The sequence below is a fragment of the Duganella callida genome, from assembly GCF_004614165.1.
Taxonomy (GTDB): Bacteria; Pseudomonadota; Gammaproteobacteria; order Burkholderiales; family Burkholderiaceae_D; genus Rugamonas; species Rugamonas callida.
In genome coordinates this window covers 29,348-48,477 of record NZ_SPVG01000248.1, presented here as the reverse complement: position 1 = coordinate 48,477, position 19,130 = coordinate 29,348, and the positions used below count along the sequence as shown (strand labels likewise).

The 19,130-nt window shown below is 64.4% G+C and carries 15 protein-coding genes and 1 tRNA gene; 10 read left to right on the top strand and 6 right to left on the bottom strand.

Going from position 1 to position 19,130, the window contains the following annotated elements; all coding sequences use genetic code 11:
* The first annotated feature begins 24 nt into the window (after positions 1-24).
* The 7 genes from fdnG (at position 25) to E4L98_RS25560 (ending at position 9,343) form a co-directional block, all read left to right on the top strand.
* Positions 25-3,096: a formate dehydrogenase-N subunit alpha gene (fdnG, locus tag E4L98_RS25590; protein ID WP_167761452.1), complete on the top strand. Its 3,072-nt coding sequence runs from the start codon at positions 25-27 to the stop codon at positions 3,094-3,096.
* Between the two features lie 18 nt (positions 3,097-3,114).
* The gene (gene fdxH, locus E4L98_RS25585) at positions 3,115-4,029 is read left to right on the top strand and encodes a formate dehydrogenase subunit beta (protein WP_135204359.1); all 915 of its coding nucleotides are present in this window, start codon (positions 3,115-3,117) and stop codon (positions 4,027-4,029) included.
* The gene (locus tag E4L98_RS25580; RefSeq protein ID WP_135204358.1) at positions 4,026-4,679 is read left to right on the top strand and encodes a formate dehydrogenase subunit gamma; all 654 of its coding nucleotides are present in this window, start codon (positions 4,026-4,028) and stop codon (positions 4,677-4,679) included. Before fdxH ends, E4L98_RS25580 begins: the two co-directional genes overlap by 4 nt.
* 80 nt (positions 4,680-4,759) lie before the next feature.
* Positions 4,760-5,761 (top strand): formate dehydrogenase accessory protein FdhE, encoded by a 1,002-nt coding sequence (fdhE, locus tag E4L98_RS25575; RefSeq protein ID WP_135204357.1) that lies wholly within the window; start codon positions 4,760-4,762, stop codon positions 5,759-5,761.
* A complete protein-coding gene (selA, locus tag E4L98_RS25570) occupies positions 5,758-7,341 on the top strand; it encodes an L-seryl-tRNA(Sec) selenium transferase (protein ID WP_135204356.1) in 1,584 nt (527 codons plus the stop codon). Before fdhE ends, selA begins: the two co-directional genes overlap by 4 nt.
* Positions 7,338-9,239, top strand: coding sequence for a selenocysteine-specific translation elongation factor (selB, locus tag E4L98_RS25565; protein ID WP_135204355.1), 1,902 nt, complete (start codon positions 7,338-7,340; stop codon positions 9,237-9,239). Before selA ends, selB begins: the two co-directional genes overlap by 4 nt.
* Positions 9,240-9,247: 8 nt before the next feature.
* Positions 9,248-9,343: transfer RNA gene (locus E4L98_RS25560), tRNA-Sec, on the top strand.
* Here E4L98_RS25560 and E4L98_RS25555 read toward each other — a convergent pair.
* Positions 9,328-10,038, bottom strand: a complete 711-nt coding sequence (locus tag E4L98_RS25555) for an alpha/beta hydrolase (protein WP_135204354.1) — start codon at positions 10,036-10,038, stop codon at positions 9,328-9,330. The genes E4L98_RS25560 and E4L98_RS25555 overlap by 16 nt on opposite strands.
* A gap of 126 nt (positions 10,039-10,164) precedes the next feature.
* Here E4L98_RS25555 and E4L98_RS31220 point away from each other — a divergent pair, with 126 nt between their 5' ends.
* Positions 10,165-11,805 carry a methyl-accepting chemotaxis protein gene (locus E4L98_RS31220; RefSeq protein WP_135204353.1) on the top strand — a complete coding sequence of 547 codons (1,641 nt, stop codon included), beginning with the start codon at positions 10,165-10,167 and terminating at the stop codon, positions 11,803-11,805.
* Positions 11,806-11,870: 65 nt separating this feature from the next.
* Positions 11,871-13,304, top strand: coding sequence for a c-type cytochrome (locus tag E4L98_RS25545; RefSeq protein ID WP_135204352.1), 1,434 nt, complete (start codon positions 11,871-11,873; stop codon positions 13,302-13,304).
* Here the strand turns inward: E4L98_RS25545 and E4L98_RS25540 are convergent, their stop codons facing one another.
* Complete coding sequence (locus E4L98_RS25540) at positions 13,305-13,733, bottom strand: DUF29 domain-containing protein (RefSeq protein WP_135204351.1); 429 nt, start codon at positions 13,731-13,733, stop codon at positions 13,305-13,307. It lies immediately after the preceding gene.
* A gap of 143 nt (positions 13,734-13,876) precedes the next feature.
* On the opposite strand from E4L98_RS25540, the gene E4L98_RS25535 reads away from it, so the two are divergent.
* Positions 13,877-14,830: an MBL fold metallo-hydrolase gene (locus E4L98_RS25535; protein ID WP_135204350.1), complete on the top strand. Its 954-nt coding sequence runs from the start codon at positions 13,877-13,879 to the stop codon at positions 14,828-14,830.
* A gap of 21 nt (positions 14,831-14,851) precedes the next feature.
* Here the strand turns inward: E4L98_RS25535 and E4L98_RS25530 are convergent, their stop codons facing one another.
* The 4 genes from E4L98_RS25530 to pnp form a co-directional block, all read right to left on the bottom strand.
* On the bottom strand, positions 14,852-15,283 hold the full coding sequence (locus E4L98_RS25530; protein ID WP_135204349.1) for a DUF29 domain-containing protein: 432 nt from the start codon (positions 15,281-15,283) through the stop codon (positions 14,852-14,854).
* Between the two features lie 64 nt (positions 15,284-15,347).
* Positions 15,348-16,409 (bottom strand): bifunctional DNA-binding transcriptional regulator/O6-methylguanine-DNA methyltransferase Ada, encoded by a 1,062-nt coding sequence (gene ada, locus E4L98_RS25525; protein ID WP_135204348.1) that lies wholly within the window; start codon positions 16,407-16,409, stop codon positions 15,348-15,350.
* Positions 16,410-16,814 carry a YybH family protein gene (locus tag E4L98_RS25520; protein ID WP_135204347.1) on the bottom strand — a complete coding sequence of 135 codons (405 nt, stop codon included), beginning with the start codon at positions 16,812-16,814 and terminating at the stop codon, positions 16,410-16,412. It abuts the gene before it with no gap.
* 170 nt (positions 16,815-16,984) lie between these two features.
* Positions 16,985-19,114, bottom strand: a complete 2,130-nt coding sequence (pnp, locus tag E4L98_RS25515; protein ID WP_135204346.1) for a polyribonucleotide nucleotidyltransferase — start codon at positions 19,112-19,114, stop codon at positions 16,985-16,987.
* Positions 19,115-19,130: the final 16 nt, after the last annotated feature.

The window sequence follows — 19,130 nt, the reverse complement described above, 5'->3', positions numbered from 1 at the left end:
TCCCTATCACAGAGAGGCTTTCTCATGAACCAGATGTCCAGACGCCAGTTCCTTCGGGTAACTGGCGCGACCATCGCGGGTTCGAGCATCGCGCTGCTTGGTTTTGCGCCGGCTACAGCTTTGGCTGAAGTCCGGCAATACAAACTGGCGCGCAGCACCGAAACCCGGAATACCTGCCCGTACTGCTCCGTCGGCTGCGGCATTTTGATGTACGGGCTGGGCGACGGCGCCAAAAACGCCACCGCCAGCATCATTCACATCGAAGGCGACGCCGACCACCCGGTCAACCGCGGCACGCTGTGCCCGAAGGGCGCATCGCTGATCGACTTCATCCACTCGCCCAACCGCTTGCTGGCGCCGCAATACCGCGCCCCCGGCGCGACCGACTGGTCGCCGATGTCGTGGGACGAAGCGCTGAACCGCATCGCCAAGCTGATGAAGGCCGACCGCGACGCCAACTTCGTCGAAAAGACCGAGGACGGCAAGACGGTCAACCGCTGGACCACCACCGGTATGCTGTGTGCATCGGCTGCCACCAATGAAGTCGGTTACTTGACCCATAAAACGATGCGTGCCACCGGCATGCTTCCATTCGACAACCAAGCACGTGTTTGACACGGTCCAACGGTGGCAGGTCTTGCCTCGACATTTGGACGTGGTGCGATGACGAATCACTGGGTAGACATCAAGAATGCCGATGTCATCCTGGTCATGGGCGGCAACGCAGCAGAAGCACATCCTTGCGGCTTTAAATGGGTCACGGAAGCCAAGGCGCATCGCGGCGCCAAGCTGATCGTGGTCGATCCGCGCTTTACCCGAACCGCTTCGGTGGCGGACCATTACGTCCCTACCCGTACCGGTGCGGACATCGTTTTCCTGGGCGGTATCATCAACTACCTGCTCACCAACGACAAGATTCAACACGAGTACGTCCGCAACTACACGGACATGCCGTTCATCGTCCGCGAGGATTTCGCCTTCAACGACGGCCTGTATTCGGGCTGGGACGACGAAAAGAACAAGTACACCGACAAGAGCAGCTGGAACTACGAGATGGGCGACGATGGCTATGCCAAGATCGACCCGACGCTGGAACATCCGCGTTGCGTGTACCAGCTGATGAAGAAGCACTACTCGCGCTACACGCCGGAAATGGTGGAGAAAGCCTGCGGCGTGCCGCCGGAGAAATTCCACCTGGTGGCCGAAGCCTTGGCCTCGACCGCCGTGCCGGGCCGTGCCGCGACCATCCTGTACGCCCTGGGCTGGACCCAGCACTCGACCGGCGCGGAAACCTTGCGTACCGGCGCGATGGTGCAGCTGCTGCTGGGCAACATGGGTATCGCCGGCGGCGGCATGAACGCGCTGCGCGGCCACTCCAACATCCAGGGTCTGACCGACCTGGGCCTGCTGACCAACATGCTGCCGGGTTACCTGACCCTGCCGGCCGAGGCGGAGCAGGACTGGGATGCCTACGTGGCCAAGCGCGCACTGAAGCCGCTGCGTCCGAACCAGCTGAGCTACTACAGCAACTCCAAAAAATTCCTGGTCTCCTTCATGAAGGCCTGGTGGGGCGACGCCGCGACCGAAGAGAATCACTACGCCTTCGACTACCTGCCCAAGCTGGACAAGCCGTACGACATGATGCAGGCGTTCGAGCTGATGAATCAGGGCAAGATGACCGGCTACATCTGCCAGGGCTTCAACATCCTGGCCTCGGCGCCGGACAAGCAAAAGACCACCGATGCGCTGTCCAAGCTGAAGTGGCTGGTGATCATGGATCCCCTGCAGACCGAAACGTCCGAGTTCTGGAAACCGCACGGCGACTTCCACAAGGTCGACCCGACCAAGATCCAGACCGAGGTGTTCAGCCTGCCGACCACCTGCTTCGCCGAAGAACGCGGCTCGCTGGTGAGCTCCTCGCGCGTGCTGCAGTGGCACTGGCAAGGCGCCGAAGGTCCTGGCCAGTCGCGCAGCGACCTGGAAATCATGGCCGGCCTGTTCCAGCGCCTGAAGAAGGCGTATCAGACCGAAGGCGGCAAGTTCCCGGATCCTATCGTCAATCTGACCTGGAACTACGCCAACCCGAACTTCCCTTCGCCGGAAGAACTGGCGATGGAGTACAACGGCAAGGCGCTGAAGGAAATCACCGATCCGAAGGACCCAACCAAGGTCCTGCTCAAGAAGAACGAGCAGCTGGCCGGTTTCGCCCAGCTCAAGGACGACGGCAGCACCGCCTGCGGTTGCTGGATCTTTGCCGGTTCCTGGACCGCGCAGGGCAACCAGATGGGCCGCCGCGACAACAGCGACCCGACCGGCATCGGCCAGACCCTGAACTGGGCCTGGGCATGGCCGGCCAACCGCCGCGTGCTGTACAACCGCGCCTCCTGCGACCCGAAAGGCAAGCCGTGGGATCCGACCCGCAAGCTGATCGCGTGGAACGGCACGGCCTGGGGCGGCGCCGACGTGCCGGACTACAAGGCCGACGAACCGCCGGAAAACGGCATGGGTCCATTCATCATGCTGCAGGAAGGCGTGGCACGCTTCTTCTCGCGCGATGCGATGGCCGAGGGTCCATTCCCCGAGCACTACGAGCCGTTCGAGTCGCCGATCGGGCACAACCCGCTGCATCCGAACAATCCGAAAGCCTTCAACAATCCTGCCGGTCGCATGTTCCCGAACGACCGCAAGAAACTGGGCAAGAAGGATCAGTTCCCGCACGCGGCCACCAGCTACCGCCTGACCGAGCACTTCCACTTCTGGACCAAGCATGCGCGTCTGAATTCGATCATTCAGCCGGAGCAGTTCGTCGAAATCGGCGAGGCGCTGGCCAAGGAAGTCGGCGTGGTGCATGGCGACCGGGTGAAGGTGTCCTCGGGACGCGGCTACATCATCGCCAAGGCGGTGGTGACCAAGCGTATCAAGCAACTGACCATTGACGGCAAACCGATGCACCACGTCGGCCTGCCGATCAACTTCGGCTTCAAGGGGCTCACCAAACCGGGCTACCTGGTTAACACGCTGACGCCTGTTGTGGGCGACGGCAATTCGCAGACACCGGAATCGAAGTCGTTCCTGGTGAAAGTGGAAAAAGCTTAAGGCCGAGGGAGATAAAACATGGCATTACAATCACTTGATATCAAGCGCATGTCGGCGACGACGGTGCAGGAGCCGGTGGCGCGGTCGCCGGTGACCGGCACCGTCGCCAAGCTGATCGACGTTTCCAAGTGCATCGGCTGCAAGGCTTGCCAGACCGCCTGCATGGAATGGAACGACCTGCGCGACGAGGTGGGTGAAACCACCGGCGTCTACGACAACCCGCTCGACCTGACGCCGCAATCCTGGACCGTCATGCGCTTCTCGGAATACGAGAATCCGAAGGGCGATCTGGAATGGCTGATCCGCAAGGACGGCTGCATGCACTGCGAAGATCCGGGCTGCCTCAAGGCCTGCCCTTCGCCGGGCGCGATCGTGCAGTACACCAACGGCATCGTGGATTTCCATCAGGAGAACTGCATTGGCTGCGGCTACTGCGTCGCCGGCTGCCCGTTCAACGTGCCGCGCATCTCCAAGCAGGACGACCGCGCATACAAGTGCACCCTGTGCTCCGACCGCGTGGCGGTCGGCCAGGAGCCCGCATGCGTCAAGACCTGCCCTACCGGCGCCATCACCTTTGGCACCAAGGAGGACATGAAGGAGCACGCGGCCGAGCGTATCGAAGACCTGAAGTCGCGCGGTTTCTCGAACGCGGGTCTGTACAACCCGGCCGGTGTCGGCGGCACGCACGTGATGTACGTGCTGCACCACGCCGATCAGCCGTCGCTGTACCATGGCCTGAAGAGCGATCCGAGCATCAGCCCGACCGTGGGCTTGTGGAAGGGCTTGACCAAGCCGCTGGCGCTGGCCGGTATGGCGGTGACGGCATTGGCCGGCTGGTTCCACTACTCGCGCATCGGTCCTAACGAGGTGTCGAAGGAAGAGGAGGCCGAAGCCGTCGCAGAGGCCAAACGTATCAGGGAGGAAGCACCATGAGCTCACCCAACCGTGATAAGGACGGCAATCCGCTGATCCAGCGCTACAGCAAGAACGACCGCAGCAACCACTGGGTCACGGCGATCTGCTTCATTCTGCTGGCGGTGTCCGGCCTGGCCATGTTCCATCCGGCGACATCCTGGATGTACGTGTTCCTGGGCGGCGGTCAGTGGACCCGCATCCTGCACCCGTTCATCGGGCTGGTGATGTTCATCTCGTTCGCTCTGCTGGTGGCGCGCTTCTGGCACCACAACAAGATCGACGCGGCGGACAAGCAGTGGCTGAAGCAAATGGACGATGTGCTCAACAACCGCGAAGAAAAGCTTCCGAAGATCGGCATGTACAACGCCGGTCAGAAGATCCTGTTTTTCGTGCTGGTCGGCGCCATGCTTGGCCTGCTGTTGTCGGGTGTGGTCATCTGGCGCGCTTACTTCTCGTTCTACTTCCCGATCGAGATCGTGCGCCTGGCGGCCCTGCTGCACGCGTTCTGCGCATTCGTGATCATCTGCTCGATCATCGTGCATATCTACGCGGCGTTCTGGGTCAAGGGCTCGATCGGCGCCATGGTGCGCGGCACGGTCAGCTATGGCTGGGCGCGCAAGCACCATCCGCGCTGGTTCGAGGAAGTTGTCCGCAAAAGCCGCGACTAAGGCTGCAGTAGTCCCCGATTGGGATTAAAATACTCCCTGAGCCGGCAGCTTTCCGCTGCCGGCAAAACGGGAGATTTTTTTTGGTACAACGCTTGCTAGAACCTGGCGAGATCGAATCGCTCGATCACACCGCCATACCACGCCTGCTGCTCCCGGAAGCACGCAGTTTGTTCACCGCGCGCGCAGCGCGTCTCCGCCAGCTGGCGGACAATCAGATCAAGGGCATTCCGGTCGGCGACACGATGAAAGGCTATCTGCAGATGATGGCCGCGCTGGTCGACGCCCAGGCCGCGGTGATCAAATCGCTGCCGCCCGAAACCTTCGCCCTGCCCGATGCCGCCACCATCCAGTTGGCAATCGATCATCACATGCCGCCGCTGCCGGTCAGCGGCCAGCGGCCGGCCACCTGGCGCCGCGTGTTCGCCGCCATCCTCGATGAGCTGGACCCGCTGGCCGCCAGCCAGCCGCAACTGGCCAACGTCCTGGCCGAACTGCGCGCGCTCGACAGCGCCGAACTGGAGGGTTGCGCCGACGCCGTGCTGGCCGAGCTGACCGAAGGCGTACATCCGCTGCATGCGCCGTTCGTGGCCGCAGCCTTGCAAGTCATGTGGACCGTGCGCGCCAGCCAGCTGAACGCCAAGGAAGTGCAACCGCTGGTGACCAACACCCTGTGCCCGACCTGCGGCGCGCATCCGGTATCCAGCGTGATCCGCCTCGGCGGCCAGGCGCAGGGCTATCGCTATCTGCATTGCAGCTTCTGCTCCAGCGAGTGGCACATGGTGCGGGTGAAATGCTCGTGCTGCGAAAGCACCTCCAAGGTGGCTTACCAGAGCATCGAGCAGGAAGACGGCATGCCCGCGGCGACGGAGCCGGTCAACAAGGCCAACGACCCAAGCAAGGTGGCGCGCGCCGAGACCTGCGACGACTGCCATACCTACCGCAAGATCTTCAATCAGGAACACGATCTGTACGTCGATCCGGTAGCCGACGATCTGGCCAGCCTGGCGCTGGACTTGCTGGTCGGCGAAGCCGGCTACTCGCGCGCCAGCGGCAACCCTCTGCTGTGGTTCAACGCCGAATGAGCAAGCAACCAGACCAGCGGACCGCCGCCGGCGCAGCGCCAGCAAATGCGTCGGCAGATGCTGGCGCCGCAGACAGCGTCGCGGCACCCGGCGCGTTCGGCGTCGTGCCAAATGACGGCAATGGCGTCCTCGCGAGCGGCGCCTGCGGAGCAGCCGCCATCCGGCTGCCTGCGGTACATCTGATCCTGTCCGACGCCGGCTGCGCGCCGCTGATTGCGGAGTATGGCCGCGTGCAGACGCTGGAAGCGGCACGCCTGCTGCTGGCCGAACTGCGCGCCATGCTGCTGGCCGCGCGCAACGGCGGCGATGCCGTCACCGCGGCAGCCACCGGCGTACCGGACACCGGCATCCCGTCGCTGCTGGCGATGCTGTCGGAACGCCTGCGCGAGCGGAACCGCTCGCCGCTGCGCCCCGTATTCAACCTGACCGGCACCGTCCTGCACACCAACCTCGGACGCGCGCTGCTGCCCGACAGCGCCGTGCAGGCCGTGGTGGAAGCGCTGCGCTGGCCGATGAACCTGGAATGGGACATCGACACCGGCAAGCGCGGCGACCGCGACAACCTGATCGAAGAACTGCTGCTGGAACTGACCGGCGCCGAAGCTGCCACCATCGTCAACAACAACGCCGCCGCCGTGCTGCTGATGCTCAACACCATGGCGCTCGGCAAAGAGGTGATCGTCTCGCGCGGCGAGCTGGTGGAAATCGGCGGCGCCTTCCGCATCCCGGACGTGATGACGCGCGCCGGCGCGGTGCTGCGCGAAGTCGGCGCCACCAACCGCACGCACCTGAAGGACTACGACGAAGCCTGCGCGCCCGACACCGCACTGCTGATGAAAGTCCACACCAGCAATTACGCCATCACCGGCTTCACCAAGAGCGTGGAACTGGACGAACTGGCGCCGCTGGCGAAGAAGCACAACATTCCGATGGCGGTGGACCTGGGCAGCGGCACGCTGGTGGACCTGGAACAATATGGCCTGCCGCACGAAACCACCGTGCGCGAAACCATCGCCGGCGGCGCCGACCTGGTCACCTTCAGCGGCGACAAGCTGCTGGGCGGCCCGCAATGCGGCATCATCGTCGGCCGCAAGGACCTGATCGCGAAGATCAAAAAGAATCCGCTGAAGCGCGCCCTGCGCGTCAGCAAACTGACGCTGGCCGCGCTGGAGCCGGTACTGGCGCTGTACCGTGCGCCCGACCTGCTGCCGGAGCGCCTGACCACCCTCAAGCTGCTGACCCGTCCCGCCGCGCAGATGCGCGCGCAGGCGCAGGCCATCCTGCCGGCCCTGCAGGCGGCGCTGGGCAAGGGCTATGTAGTCAGCGACGAATCCATGATGAGCCAGATCGGCAGCGGTGCCCTGCCCGTCGATCAGCTGCCCAGCCATGGGCTGGTGGTGCGGCCGTCCGCAGCGGGCCGCATCAGCAATGCGCTGGGCGTGCTGGAACAGCGCCTGCGCGCGCTGCCGCTGCCGGTGATCGGCCGCGTGGCGCAGGACGCGCTGTGGCTGGACCTGCGCTGCCTGCAGGAGCATCAGCAGCAGCGCTTCGTCGAACAACTGTCCCTGCTCGCAGCATGATCGTCGGCACCGCAGGCCACATCGACCACGGCAAGACCACGCTGACGCGCGCCCTGACCGGAGTCGATACCGACCGGCTGAAAGAGGAAAAGGCGCGCGGCATTTCGATCGAACTCGGTTACGCCTACGCGCCGCTGGCCAACGGCGACACGCTGGGCGTGATCGACGTGCCGGGCCACGAGAAATTCATCCGCACCATGGCGGCCGGCGTCACCGGCATCGACGCCGCGCTGCTGGTGATCGCCGCCGATGACGGCATCATGCCGCAAACGCTGGAGCATCTGGCGATCCTGCGCCTGCTGGGCGTCGGACGCGGCGCCGTGGCGCTGACCAAGATCGACCGCGTGGATGCCAATCGCCTCGAACAGCTGGAACAGGAAATCAAACAGCTGCTGGCGTCCACCGATTTCGCCGGCGCGCAGATCTTCCGCACCAACGCCACCGCGCCCGATGATGTCGGCGTCAGGGCGCTGCTTCATCATCTGTCGGTGATGTCGGCCGCGCTGCCGGCCAACGACGAGCGCCGCCTGTTCCGGTTGGGCGTGGACCGGGTGTTCACGCTGGCCGGCCAGGGCACCATCGTCACCGGCACCGCGCTGGCGGGCAGCGTGCGCGTGGGCGACACGCTGCAGCTGGCGCCCGGCGAACAGCAGGTGCGCGTGCGCAGCATCCACGCGCAAAACCGCGCCGCCGACATGGGCCGCGCCGGCCAGCGCCTGGCACTGAACCTGAGCGGCGCGGCCAAGGACGACATCGCACGCGGCAGCTGGGTGGTGTCGCCCGCGCTGGCCGCCTGCTCCGAGCGCATCGACGTCGAACTGACACTGACGTCCGACTGCAGCCTGACCTTGAAGCCCTGGTCGCCGGTGCACGTGCACCTGGGCGCGGCGCATCACACGGCCAACGTGGTGATGCTGGACGGTGAAGTGCTGGCGCCCGGCCACACCGCTCGCGTGCAGCTGGTGCTGGACGCGCCGGTACATGCCGTACCCGGCGACCGCTTCGTGATCCGCAATGCGCAGGCCACGGCCACGGTGGGCGGCGGCAGGGTGCTCGATCCCTTCGGCCCGGCGCGCAAGCGCCGCAGCCCGGGGCGCCTGGCCTGGCTGGAGGCGCTGGCATCGTTCATCGACAGCGGCGACATTGCCGCCCTGCTGGCGCGCAATCCGCTGGGTTTGCGCGTATCGACGCTGGTGCGGCTGTCGCAGCTGCCGGCCGAGCAGATCGTCCCGCCGCCGGACACGGTGGCCATCAGCCTGCAGGGCGGCGACGCGCTGCTGATCGCCGCCGCCGAAAGCGCAGCGCTGCGGCAGCGCATCCTGGCGGCGCTGGCCGAGTTCCACGCGCGCGCGCCGGACGACGCCGGCCCCGAACTGTGGCGCCTGAAGCGCATCGTCTCGCCGGAGATGGAAGACCGGCTGTGGACCTATCTGATCGACGCGCTGCTGGGCAGCGGCAGCATCTGCCAGCGCGGCCGCAGCCTGCACCTGCCCGATCACAGCGTCGAGCTGAGCGCGCAGGAACAGGCGGCCGTGGCGCCGCTGCTGGCCTCGCTGCTGGCCGGCGGCTTCGACCCGCCGTGGGTGCGCGACCTGATGCGCGAGCATCACTTGCCGGAAGCGGAAGTCCGCCGCCTGCTGCTCAAGCTGTCCAAGACGGGCGAGATCAGCCAGGTCGTCAAGGACCTGTTCTATCATCCACAACAGCTGGACGAACTGGCAAGACTGGTGGCCACGCTGCCGGAAGTGCAAGCGTCTTCCTTCCGTGATGCCACCGGTCTGGGACGCAAGCGGGCGATACAGATCTTGGAATTCTTCGACCGGGTCGGCTATACTCGCCGGGTTGGAAACATCCACCTGATCAGGCCGAACGCGGTCTGGTCATACAGTAGCCACTAAGGCTATACGGAAGGCATACTCATCCGGTGATGGGGCCGGGCTTCAAACCCGGTGGGGGGCGTCAGCCGCTCCCTCGTACGTTCGACTCCTACTGCCTTCCGCCATTTACCACGTCTGCCACCATATCAACCGTACGATCGAACAGCGCGGGCGTTTCTGCCAGCAGCGACCACAGACGGTTGTGCTCGGCCCCTTGCACCACGTGCAGCAGGCGCGCGGCGGCGCGCGTGGCGCTAGCGACCAGGCGTTCGGGGATTTCCAGCGGGATGGTGGCGTCGTGCTCGGCGGCGATCACCAGCAAACGGCCCTCAAAACGCGACAGGATGTCCCAGGCGTCGCTGTCGGCCCAGCTGCGCTCGCGCCGGATCACGGCTGAAAAGTCCGGGCCGAACGGCACCTCGTACGCCGCCGGCGTGTACACGCCCGGCACCATCAGCACCAGCGCATCGACCTGGTGGCTCCCGGTCATGCGGATGGCGTTGTAGGCGCCCATGCTGGCGCCGAACACGGCCAGCGGCTGCGGCAGGGCGCGCGCCGCGGCCACCGCCCTCGCCTGCCGTGTGCGGCTGGCGACCGAGGACTGCGCCAGAGCACCTCCCGTATCGCCATGGCCGATGCAATCGAAGCAGGTACTGCCCAGTCCACGCTGCTGCAGTGCGCCGCGCAGCAAACGGTGGCCGTGGCGGCTGCTTTGCCCGGCGCCATGCAGGTACAGGATGCGGTTGCTGTCGCTGCCGGCGTAGTGATCGCCCTTCAGCAGCGTGCCTTCGAACGGCACATCGAAATCGGTAACGGACATGGCTCTCCAAGTATCACAAAGTTCCCTATTGTAAATCTGCGTAATCGTCCGGCACAGCATCAATTTCAGCTATAAAATAACCACAGGAAACATATGTTATTCATAAAACATTAATTCGGAGGCACCATGAAATTATCGGATATGAAGGTCGGCAAGCGCCTGGCCCTGGGTTTCGGCGCCACCCTGTTCCTGTTGCTGGCGGTGGCCAGCGCCAGCTTCATGAGCATCCGCCAGACAGCCGAAGATACCAACACCCTGCTCACCCAGCAACTGCAGACCGAACGCCTGGTCAGCTCCTGGAAATCCATCGTCGAGGCGAACCTGCAACGCTCGCTGGCGGCATCGCGGGCCGCCGATCCCGTGACGCAAAAGATGTTTGAAGATGGTATTGCCACCAGCTCCAGAACAGCCGAGGCGGCGCAGCGGAAGATCGCCGGGCTGCTGGACGACAGCCAGGCCAAGGCGCTGTATGACGCCGCGCAGGAAAAGCGCACGCTGTACCAGGCCATCCGCAAGCGCGCCTTTGCCGCCAAGGCGGCCGGCGATCTGGAGCAGGCCAATCAGATCATCGAGCGCGAGTTCGTGCCAGCCGGCGACGCCTACCTGGCCAGCATGAACGCGCTGGTGGAACGCGAACGCGGCGTCATCGACGAAATCGGCTACAACATCCATGAGCGCGGCATCGGCACGTCGGTGACCATCGCCCTGCTCAGCCTGGCATCGGCCGTCACCGCCACCGTGCTGGGCTGGCTGATCAGCCGTTCGCTGCTGCGGCAACTGGGTGGCGAGCCGGCCTATGCCGCCGGCATCACCGACCGCATCGCCGCCGGCGACCTGACCGTGCACGTCGAGCTGGCCGCCGATGACCGCTCCAGCCTGCTGTACAGCATCGTCTCCATGCGCGACCGCCTGGCCGCCATCGTGCGCGAGGTGCGCGGCAGCACCGACTCCGTGGCCACCGCCGCCGACGAGATCGCCCGCGGCAATCTCGATCTGTCGTCGCGCACCGAGCAGCAGGCCGGTTCGCTGGAAGAAACCGCTTCGTCGATGGAGGAACTGACCGCCACCGTCAAGCAGAACACCGAATTCGCCCGTCAGGCCAACCAGTTGGCGGCCGGCGCATCCGGTGTTGCCGCGCGCGGTGGCGAGGTGGTCGGTGAGGTGGTGGCCACCATGGGCGCCATCAGCGCCTCGTCGCGCCAGATTGCCGACATCATCGGCGTGATCGACGGCATCGCTTTTCAGACCAACATCCTGGCGCTGAACGCGGCGGTGGAGGCGGCCCGCGCCGGTGAGCAGGGACGCGGCTTCGCCGTGGTCGCCACCGAGGTGCGCAACCTGGCGCAACGCTCGGCCAGCGCGGCCAAGGACATCAAGGACCTGATCGGCCAGTCGGTCGACAAGATCGCCAACGGCGCCATGCTGGTCGACGAGGCCGGGCAGACGATGGAAGAGATCGTGCGCAGCATCCGCAACGTCAGCGAGATCATGGAGCAGATCACCAGCGCCAGCGGCGAGCAGGAGGCCGGCATCGAGCAGATCAATCGGGCCATCATCGAAATGGATGGCGTGACGCAGCAGAACGCGGCGCTGGTGGAGGAAGCCGCGGCGGCCGCCGAGGCGATGCAGGGACAGGCCACGCATCTGGCCAGCCTGGTCAGTGTCTTCACGGTGGAGGTGAAGCGGCACGCCGGCCGGCGTCGCAGCGGCGCGCTGGCGGCCGGCACGCGTGTCCCGGCAGTCCCGCCGCAGTTGCAGGCCGCATGATGATGATGTCTCCAGCGTTAGAAACTGGCACAATGCTGCATCGACTCACAAGGGGACTCATCAACATGAAACGCACCGCTCTGCAAGCCGCCGCCGTCGGCATTGCGTTCGCATCCATCACGGCGCAAGCCGCACCGGCCGCCGACAAGCTGTACCTGGACAACTGCGCCGCCTGCCACGGCGGCAAGATGGAAGGCATCCTCGGCCCGGCGCTGACCGACCATGCCTGGACCATCGGCACACCAAGCAAGGCCAATCTGGTCAAGGTGATCAGCGAAGGCGTGCCCGGCACCGATATGCCGGCATGGAAGCAGACGCTGAACGGCGAGCAGATCGGTGCCCTGGCCGATTTCATCGTTGCCGCCAACAGCAGCGGCAAGAAGCCCGCCACAGCGACGCCTGCTGCGGCTGCCACACCGGCAGCGGCAGCGGCAGCCGCGACCAAGGCGAGTTCGGGATCCGCCTTGCTCAGTGGCTTCAAGCTGCCCAAGGGTTTCCGCATCAGCGTGTATGCCGACGGCGCCGCCACCGCGCGCAGCATGGCGGTCTCGAGCAACGGCGTGGTCTACCTCGGCTCGCGCAAGGCCGGCAAGATCTACGCGCTGGTGCCGCGCGCCGACAAGCAAAGCGCCGACGTGGTCACCGTGGCCGAAGGTCTGGACAGCCCGATCGGCGTGACGCTGTTGAACGGCGCGCTGTACGTGGGCGAGATCAGCCGCGTGATCCGCTTCGACAACATCGACCAGCGCTACGCGAAAAAGCCGTCGTACGAGGTGGTCAAGGTGGATCTGCCGAAAGACAAATGGCACGGCGAAAAAATGATACGTTCCGGCCCCGATGGCAAGCTCTACATCCCGGTCGGCGCGCCTTGCAATATCTGCGACACGGACGATACCAAGAGCGCCAAGCTGTATCGCATGAACGCGGACGGCAGCCAGCTGGAGGAAGTGGCGCGCGGCATCCGCAACACGGTTGGCTATGACTTCCACCCGACCACCAAACAGCTGTGGTTCACCGACAATGGCCGTGACGAGCTTGGCGACAACACGCCATCGTGCGAGCTCAACGTCATTACCAAGCCAAGGCAGCACTTCGGCTTCCCCTATTGCCATGGCGGCGTGGTGGCGGACCCCGAGTTCGGCAGGGGTCGCACTTGCGACGAATTCGAACCGCCGGCCGCCAAGCTGGGACCGCACGTGGCGCCGCTGGGCATGACTTTCTACACCGGCACGCAGTTCCCGCAGCAAACCTACCGCAACAACATCTTCGTCGCCGAACACGGTTCGTGGAACCGCGAGAACAAGATCGGCTACACGGTGCACCTGATCACGCTGAACAACAGCAAAGTGGTCAGCGACACCGCCTTTATCGACGGCTTCCTGCGCGGCGATGAGGTGGTCGGCCGTCCGGTCGACGTGGTGCAACTGGCAGATGGATCGCTGCTCGTGTCCGACGACTACGGCGGCCGCGTCTTCCGCGTCTCTTACGAAGGCAAGTAGTCAGTCAGGCAGAAAGTCCCTGGTCAGTATCTGCTGCAATGACCAGGGACTAGCGTCAGGCAGGCCGCCTATTTCCGCTTCCCTGACGGCGAACACCACGGCATCCCGCCATGCTGCGTCCGCCAGCTCCTTGTCAAGCAGCCGTTTCAGGCGCGGCACTTTGATCAGCAGTTTTTCCACGTCCATGCGCTGGATGCGTATCGTCGTCAGCCAGCTGGAACCGCGCCGCATGGGCAGCCACTTCCACTTGATCAAATGCTCGATCAGCACGGCCAGACGGTGACGCAGTTCCCGCTTCTCGCTCCTGCCCACATCCGCGATCTCCTCGGCAAGGTTATCGATATCGAGCCGCGACCACTGGCGCGCGCGCAGCAGTCCGGCCTGCTGTTCGGCCCAGGCGATGACATCTTCGTCGTAGAGATTGCCCATGGCGTCCTCTTCCATCAGTTAGAGTCGGCGCGCGGAGAAAAGTTCAGTGAGACGGATGAGCAAATTTTCGCCGATTTTCAGCATGGTCCGGCTCAGTCCCGCTCCCTACAATGGACTCATCAATCACATACAAGGAGTCCATCATGAAAACCGCTACCGTGTTCCGCCCCCTGGTCCTGGCCGCCGCTGTGGCCCTGGCAAGCAGCGCCTGGTTCGCGCCGGCGCAGGCCGCCGACGCCAGCAGCCCGGTGGTCAAGATCAATGACGCCACCGCCAAGGCCGACGTGAACGTCGAAACCCTGCGCGGCAACATCAGCGTGCTGTCCGGCTCGGGGGGCAACATCATCGTCTACAACAGCGCGCAAGGCAAGTTCGTGGTCGATGCCGGCATCGCCGTTTCCAAAGACAAGATCGCCGCAGTCCTGAACGGCATCGGCCCGGGGCCGCTGAAATACCTGGTCAACACCCACTACCACTGGGACCACACCGACGGCAACGCCTGGATGCACGCGGCCGGCGCCACCATCATCGGCGCGCCGATGACCGCCCTGCACCTGTCGAAATCGACCCGCGTCGATGACTGGAATTACACTTTCGACCCGCTGCCGATGGCGGCCCGCCCCAGCATCATCGTCAAGGGCAGCAAGACCATGAACTTCGGCGGCGAACGGATCGCGATCCAGAACTTCGGCAAGGGCCACACCGATGGCGACCTGTGGGTTTACTTCAAGCAGGCCGACGTGCTGGCCCTGGGCGACACCTTCTGGAACAACTACTACCCGTTCATCGACAATGAACACGGTGGCAGCATCGATACCGCCATCGTCTGGGCCAACAAGGCGATCGACGCCAGCACCGACCACACCATCATCGTGCCGGGCCATGGCGCCACCGGCAACCGGGCCGACCTGATCGCCTGGCGCGACATGCTGGTCGATGTGCGCGGCAAGGTGGCTACGCTGAAACAGCAAGGCAAATCGCTGGACGAGATCGTCGCCGCCAACCCGACCGCCGCGTACGACGCCAAATACGGCGGCTTCGTGATCAATGGCGGCTTCTTCACCAAGCTGGTGTATGACGGTCTGAACGGCAAATAACCCGCGGGGCGCCGGGTCGGCTCACGTTGGGAAATAATCGTCCGATAGCACCTGCTCAAGGGTCCATTCGCGCTCCCTGGGCAGGTCTGCCAGATTTGCCTCGCGGCCAGCGATCTCCACGGCATCTTCCCAGACGTCCTGGTTCCATTCGAAATCGTTCAACAAATGCTTCAGGCTCGGCATTTTTTTGAGCAGCCTGGCAATCCTGTTGCGCTGGGTAGAAATCGTATTGTGCCAACTGGCGCCGCGCCGATCTTCCTGATACTTCCATTTCAATAAATGCGCGATCAAGATCGACATCCGGTTGGCAAGCTCATGCCTGTGGCTGATGTTCATATCCTCGATTTCCTCGACGATATGGTCGATATCCAGCAAGGCCCACTGCCTGGAGCGCAGCAGCGCCACCTGTTGCTCCGCCCACGCGGCGACGTCCTCGTCGTAAAGATTGCTCATGGCATCCTCCTTTCCAACTTGGACCAGGCTGCGCGGTCAAAGTTCTGCCATGTTGTGTGCCGGTTCAGGTCTGCCCGCGAGCCTCCCGGCTGAGCAACGCCTGCTTGCGCTCCAGTCCCCAGGTATAACCCCAATACGTGCCGTCGTTGCGGACCACGCGATGGCACGGTATCGCCACCGCCAGCGGATTGGCGGCACAGGCTGCGGCCACCGCCCGCGTCGCGCGCGGCGTGCCGAGTTGCCGTGCGATCTCGGCATAGGTGATGGTGGCGCCCGGCGGCACGCTGCTGAGTATCTGCCACACTTTTTGCTGAAACGCCGTGCCGCGTATGTCCAGCGGCAGGTTGACCGGGATGCATGGATTTTCAATCATCCCCACCACCGTGGCGACCAGCGCTTCGAACTGGCGATCGCCGCCGACCAGCTCGGCTTTGGGAAAACGGTCTTGCACATCGCGCAGCACCACCTCCGGATCGTCGCCCAGCAGGATGGCGGCCACGCCGACGCTGGTCGAGGCGACCGCGATCACGCCCAGGCTGCACTGTCCGAGCGCGAAGTGTATCCGCTCGCGCTGGCCGCCAGAGCGGTAACGGGTCGGCGCCATGCCGAGCAGCCGCGGCGCGGCCTCGTAGAATTGCGCGCTCGATTCGAAGCCGGCAGCGTAATACGCCTGCGTGATCGAGGCACCGCCATGCAATTGCTGTTGCAGCCGTTGCGCGCGGCAAGCCTGGTGATAGGCCTTGGGCGTAATCCCCACCGTCGCCTTGAACAGCCTGTGGAAATGGCTGGGGCTGCGATGGAAGGTCACTGCCAGCGCCTCCAGCGGCAGCTCGTGCTCGCTGGACGCAATCAGTTGACAGGCCCGGACCACGATGTCGCGGTTGATCGCGTGTACGGAGGGCTGGTCCGGATGACAGCGCAGGCAGGGCCGGTAGCCGGTCGCCCGGGCCTGCGCCAGTGTGTCATGGATCTGCACGTAACGCGGGTGAGCGGTACGCGACGGGCACGACGGACGGCAATATACGCGCGTGCTGCTGACCGAATACCAGAACGTGCCGTCCGCGTTTTGATCACGCGCGACGATGGCGTGCCAGCGCGGATCGTCGGCCGTCTTGCCCCGCTGCATTCAGCCCTCCGCGCGGACCGCGGTGCCGAACGGATTGTCGATCAGGTAGCGCCAGCAGCCGTCGGCGCCGCGGCGCGCGATATCGTTGGCGGTAGCCACCATGTTGACTTCCGTGCCGTCGGCGGTGGTGCCGGTGATCGACCAGTCCAGCACCAGCGATGCGATATCGCCGGCAACGAAAATATGCCGCGCGTGGATGGCCATCGGCAGACCGAGGCGGAAATACTTGGTCAGTTCGCTGCGAATGGCGGCCGCGCCGCGCTGTGGCGTGCCGTCGGCGCTGACCAGGATCGCGCCCGGCTCATAAAAGCCCAGCATGATGTCTTCGTCCAGTGAATTGATGTGCGCCAGCAGGGAGTCGACGATGCCTTCGGGGACGGTGGCGAGGGGATAGAAGGAGGACATGGAAAACTTTCTTTCGTTGATCGAGCCATCATTCTAGGCAGCGCCGCGCCGGTCCGAACTCGAAATCCTGCTTTCAAACTTGCGTGCCAGCATAGCACCGCTGCCAGCACGCGGGCGAAAAAAAACCGCCGGGGCTTGCGCACCCGGCGGTTTTTTGACGCTGCGACGGCTTACTGCGCGTTGGCGGCAGCGGCCGCGGCTTCTTCCGCAGCGGCTTTCATCGACAGCTTCAGACGGCCGCGGTCGTCGGTTTCCAGCACCTTGACGCGCACTTGCTGGCCTTCTTTCAGGTAGTCGGCGACGGCGTTGACGCGCTCGTTGGCGATCTGCGAGATGTGCAGCAGGCCATCCTTGCCCGGCATCACCTGCACGATGGCGCCGAAGTCCAGCAGCTTCAGCACGGTACCGTCGTAGGACTTGCCCACTTCGACCGAGGCGGTCAGCTCTTCGATGCGGCGCTTGGCTTCCTGGCCGGCGGCAGCGTCCACGGAGGCGATGGTGACCACGCCTTCGTCGCTGATGTCGATCTGGGTGCCGGTTTCTTCGGTCAGCGCGCGGATCACGGCGCCGCCCTTGCCGATCACGTCACGGATCTTCTCGGGGTTGATCTTGATGGTGATCAGGCGTGGCGCGAAGCTCGACAGCTCGGTCTTCACGGTCGGCACGGCCTTCTGCATTTCGCCCAGGATGTGCTCGCGGCCTTCCTTGGCTTGCGCCAGCGCCACTTGCATGATTTCCTTGGTGATGCCCTGGATCTTGATGTCCATCTGCAGCGCGGTGATACCGTTGCGGGTACCGGCCACCTTGAAGTCCATGTCGCCCAGGTGATCTTCATCGCCCAGGATGTCGGACAGCACGGCGAAACGGCCGCCTTCCTTGATCAGGCCCATGGCGATACCGGCCACGTGCTCTTTCATCGGCACGCCGGCATCCATCAGCGCCAAGCAGCCGCCGCAGACGGAGGCCATCGACGAGGAACCGTTCGATTCGGTGATTTCCGACACCAGACGCACCGAGTAGCTGAACTCGTCCTGCGACGGCAGCGCGGCGACCAGCGCGCGCTTGGCCAGACGGCCGTGGCCGATTTCGCGGCGCTTCGGCGTACCGACGCGGCCGGTTTCGCCGGTGGCGAACGGCGGCATGTTGTAGTGCAGCATGAAGTCGTCGGTGTACTCGCCCATCAGCGCGTCGATCTTCTGCGAATCGCGGGCGGTGCCCAGGGTCGCCACCACCAGTGCCTGGGTTTCGCCGCGGGTGAACAGCGCCGAACCGTGGGTACGTGGCAGCACCGAGGTGCGGATCGAGATCGGACGCACGGTGCGGGTGTCGCGGCCGTCGATGCGTGGCTCGCCTTCCAGGATCTGCGAACGCACGACCTTGGATTCCATTTCGAACAGGATGTTGCCGACTTCCACCGAGTCAGGCGCGTCGGTGCCGGCGGCGGCGGCTTCGGCGGCCAGGTCGGCCTGCACCTGCGACGACATGGCGCGCAGTTTATCGGTGCGGGCCTGCTTGTCGCGGGTCTGGTAAGCGTCGCGGATCTTGGCTTCGGCGAAGTGGGCCACGCGGCCGATCAGCGCTTCGTTCTTGGCCGGCGCGGTCCACTCGTGCTCCGGCTTGCCGCCTTCGGCCACCAGGTCGTGGATGGCGTCGATCACGACTTTCATCTGTTCGTGACCAAAGACCACGGCGCCCAGCATGATTTCTTCCGACAGTTGCTGCGCTTCCGATTCCACCATCAGCACGGCGGTTTCGGTACCGGCCACCACCAGATCCATCTTCGAGGTCTTCAGTTGCTCGACGGTCGGGTTCAGGATGTACTGGCCGTTGGCGTAACCCACGCGGGCGGCGCCGATCGGGCCGTTGAACGGCACGCCGGCCACGCACAGGGCGGCCGAGGCGCCGATCATCGAGGCGATGTCCGGATCGATTTCAGGATTGACCGACAGCACGTGCACGATCACCTGCACTTCGTTCATGTAACCTTCCGGGAACAGCGGGCGGATAGGACGGTCGATCAGGCGGGACGTCAACGTTTCTTTTTCCGAAGGGCGACCTTCACGCTTGAAGAAACCGCCCGGGATCTTGCCGGCTGCATAGGTCTTTTCAACGTAATCGACGGTCAGCGGGAAGAAGTCCTGGCCCGGCTTGGCGTCCTTGCGCGCCACCACGGTCGCCAGCACCACGGTGTCTTCAATCGACACCAACACCGCGCCGGAGGCCTGACGAGCGATCTCGCCGGTTTCCAGCGTGACGGTGTGTTGACCGTACTGGAAGGTTTTCGTAACTTTATTAAACATGGGTAATCCCTTTCTA

Bases quoted from the DNA above. Each gene is read 5' to 3' on its own strand.
- selA (WP_135204356.1), top strand. From the start codon at position 5,758: ATGAGCAAGCAACCAGACCAGCGGACCGCCGCCGGCGCAGCGCCAGCA.
- E4L98_RS25545 (WP_135204352.1), top strand. From the start codon at position 11,871: ATGAAACGCACCGCTCTGCAAGCCGCCGCCGTCGGCATTGCGTTCGCA.
- pnp (WP_135204346.1), bottom strand. From the start codon at position 19,114: ATGTTTAATAAAGTTACGAAAACCTTCCAGTACGGTCAACACACCGTC.
- E4L98_RS25580 (WP_135204358.1), top strand. From the start codon at position 4,026: ATGAGCTCACCCAACCGTGATAAGGACGGCAATCCGCTGATCCAGCGC.
- E4L98_RS25520 (WP_135204347.1), bottom strand. From the start codon at position 16,814: ATGTCCTCCTTCTATCCCCTCGCCACCGTCCCCGAAGGCATCGTCGAC.
- ada (WP_135204348.1), bottom strand. From the start codon at position 16,409: ATGCAGCGGGGCAAGACGGCCGACGATCCGCGCTGGCACGCCATCGTC.
- E4L98_RS25530 (WP_135204349.1), bottom strand. From the start codon at position 15,283: ATGAGCAATCTTTACGACGAGGACGTCGCCGCGTGGGCGGAGCAACAG.
- E4L98_RS25540 (WP_135204351.1), bottom strand. From the start codon at position 13,733: ATGGGCAATCTCTACGACGAAGATGTCATCGCCTGGGCCGAACAGCAG.
- E4L98_RS31220 (WP_135204353.1), top strand. From the start codon at position 10,165: ATGAAATTATCGGATATGAAGGTCGGCAAGCGCCTGGCCCTGGGTTTC.
- E4L98_RS25535 (WP_135204350.1), top strand. From the start codon at position 13,877: ATGAAAACCGCTACCGTGTTCCGCCCCCTGGTCCTGGCCGCCGCTGTG.
- E4L98_RS25555 (WP_135204354.1), bottom strand. From the start codon at position 10,038: ATGTCCGTTACCGATTTCGATGTGCCGTTCGAAGGCACGCTGCTGAAG.
- selB (WP_135204355.1), top strand. From the start codon at position 7,338: ATGATCGTCGGCACCGCAGGCCACATCGACCACGGCAAGACCACGCTG.
- fdxH (WP_135204359.1), top strand. From the start codon at position 3,115: ATGGCATTACAATCACTTGATATCAAGCGCATGTCGGCGACGACGGTG.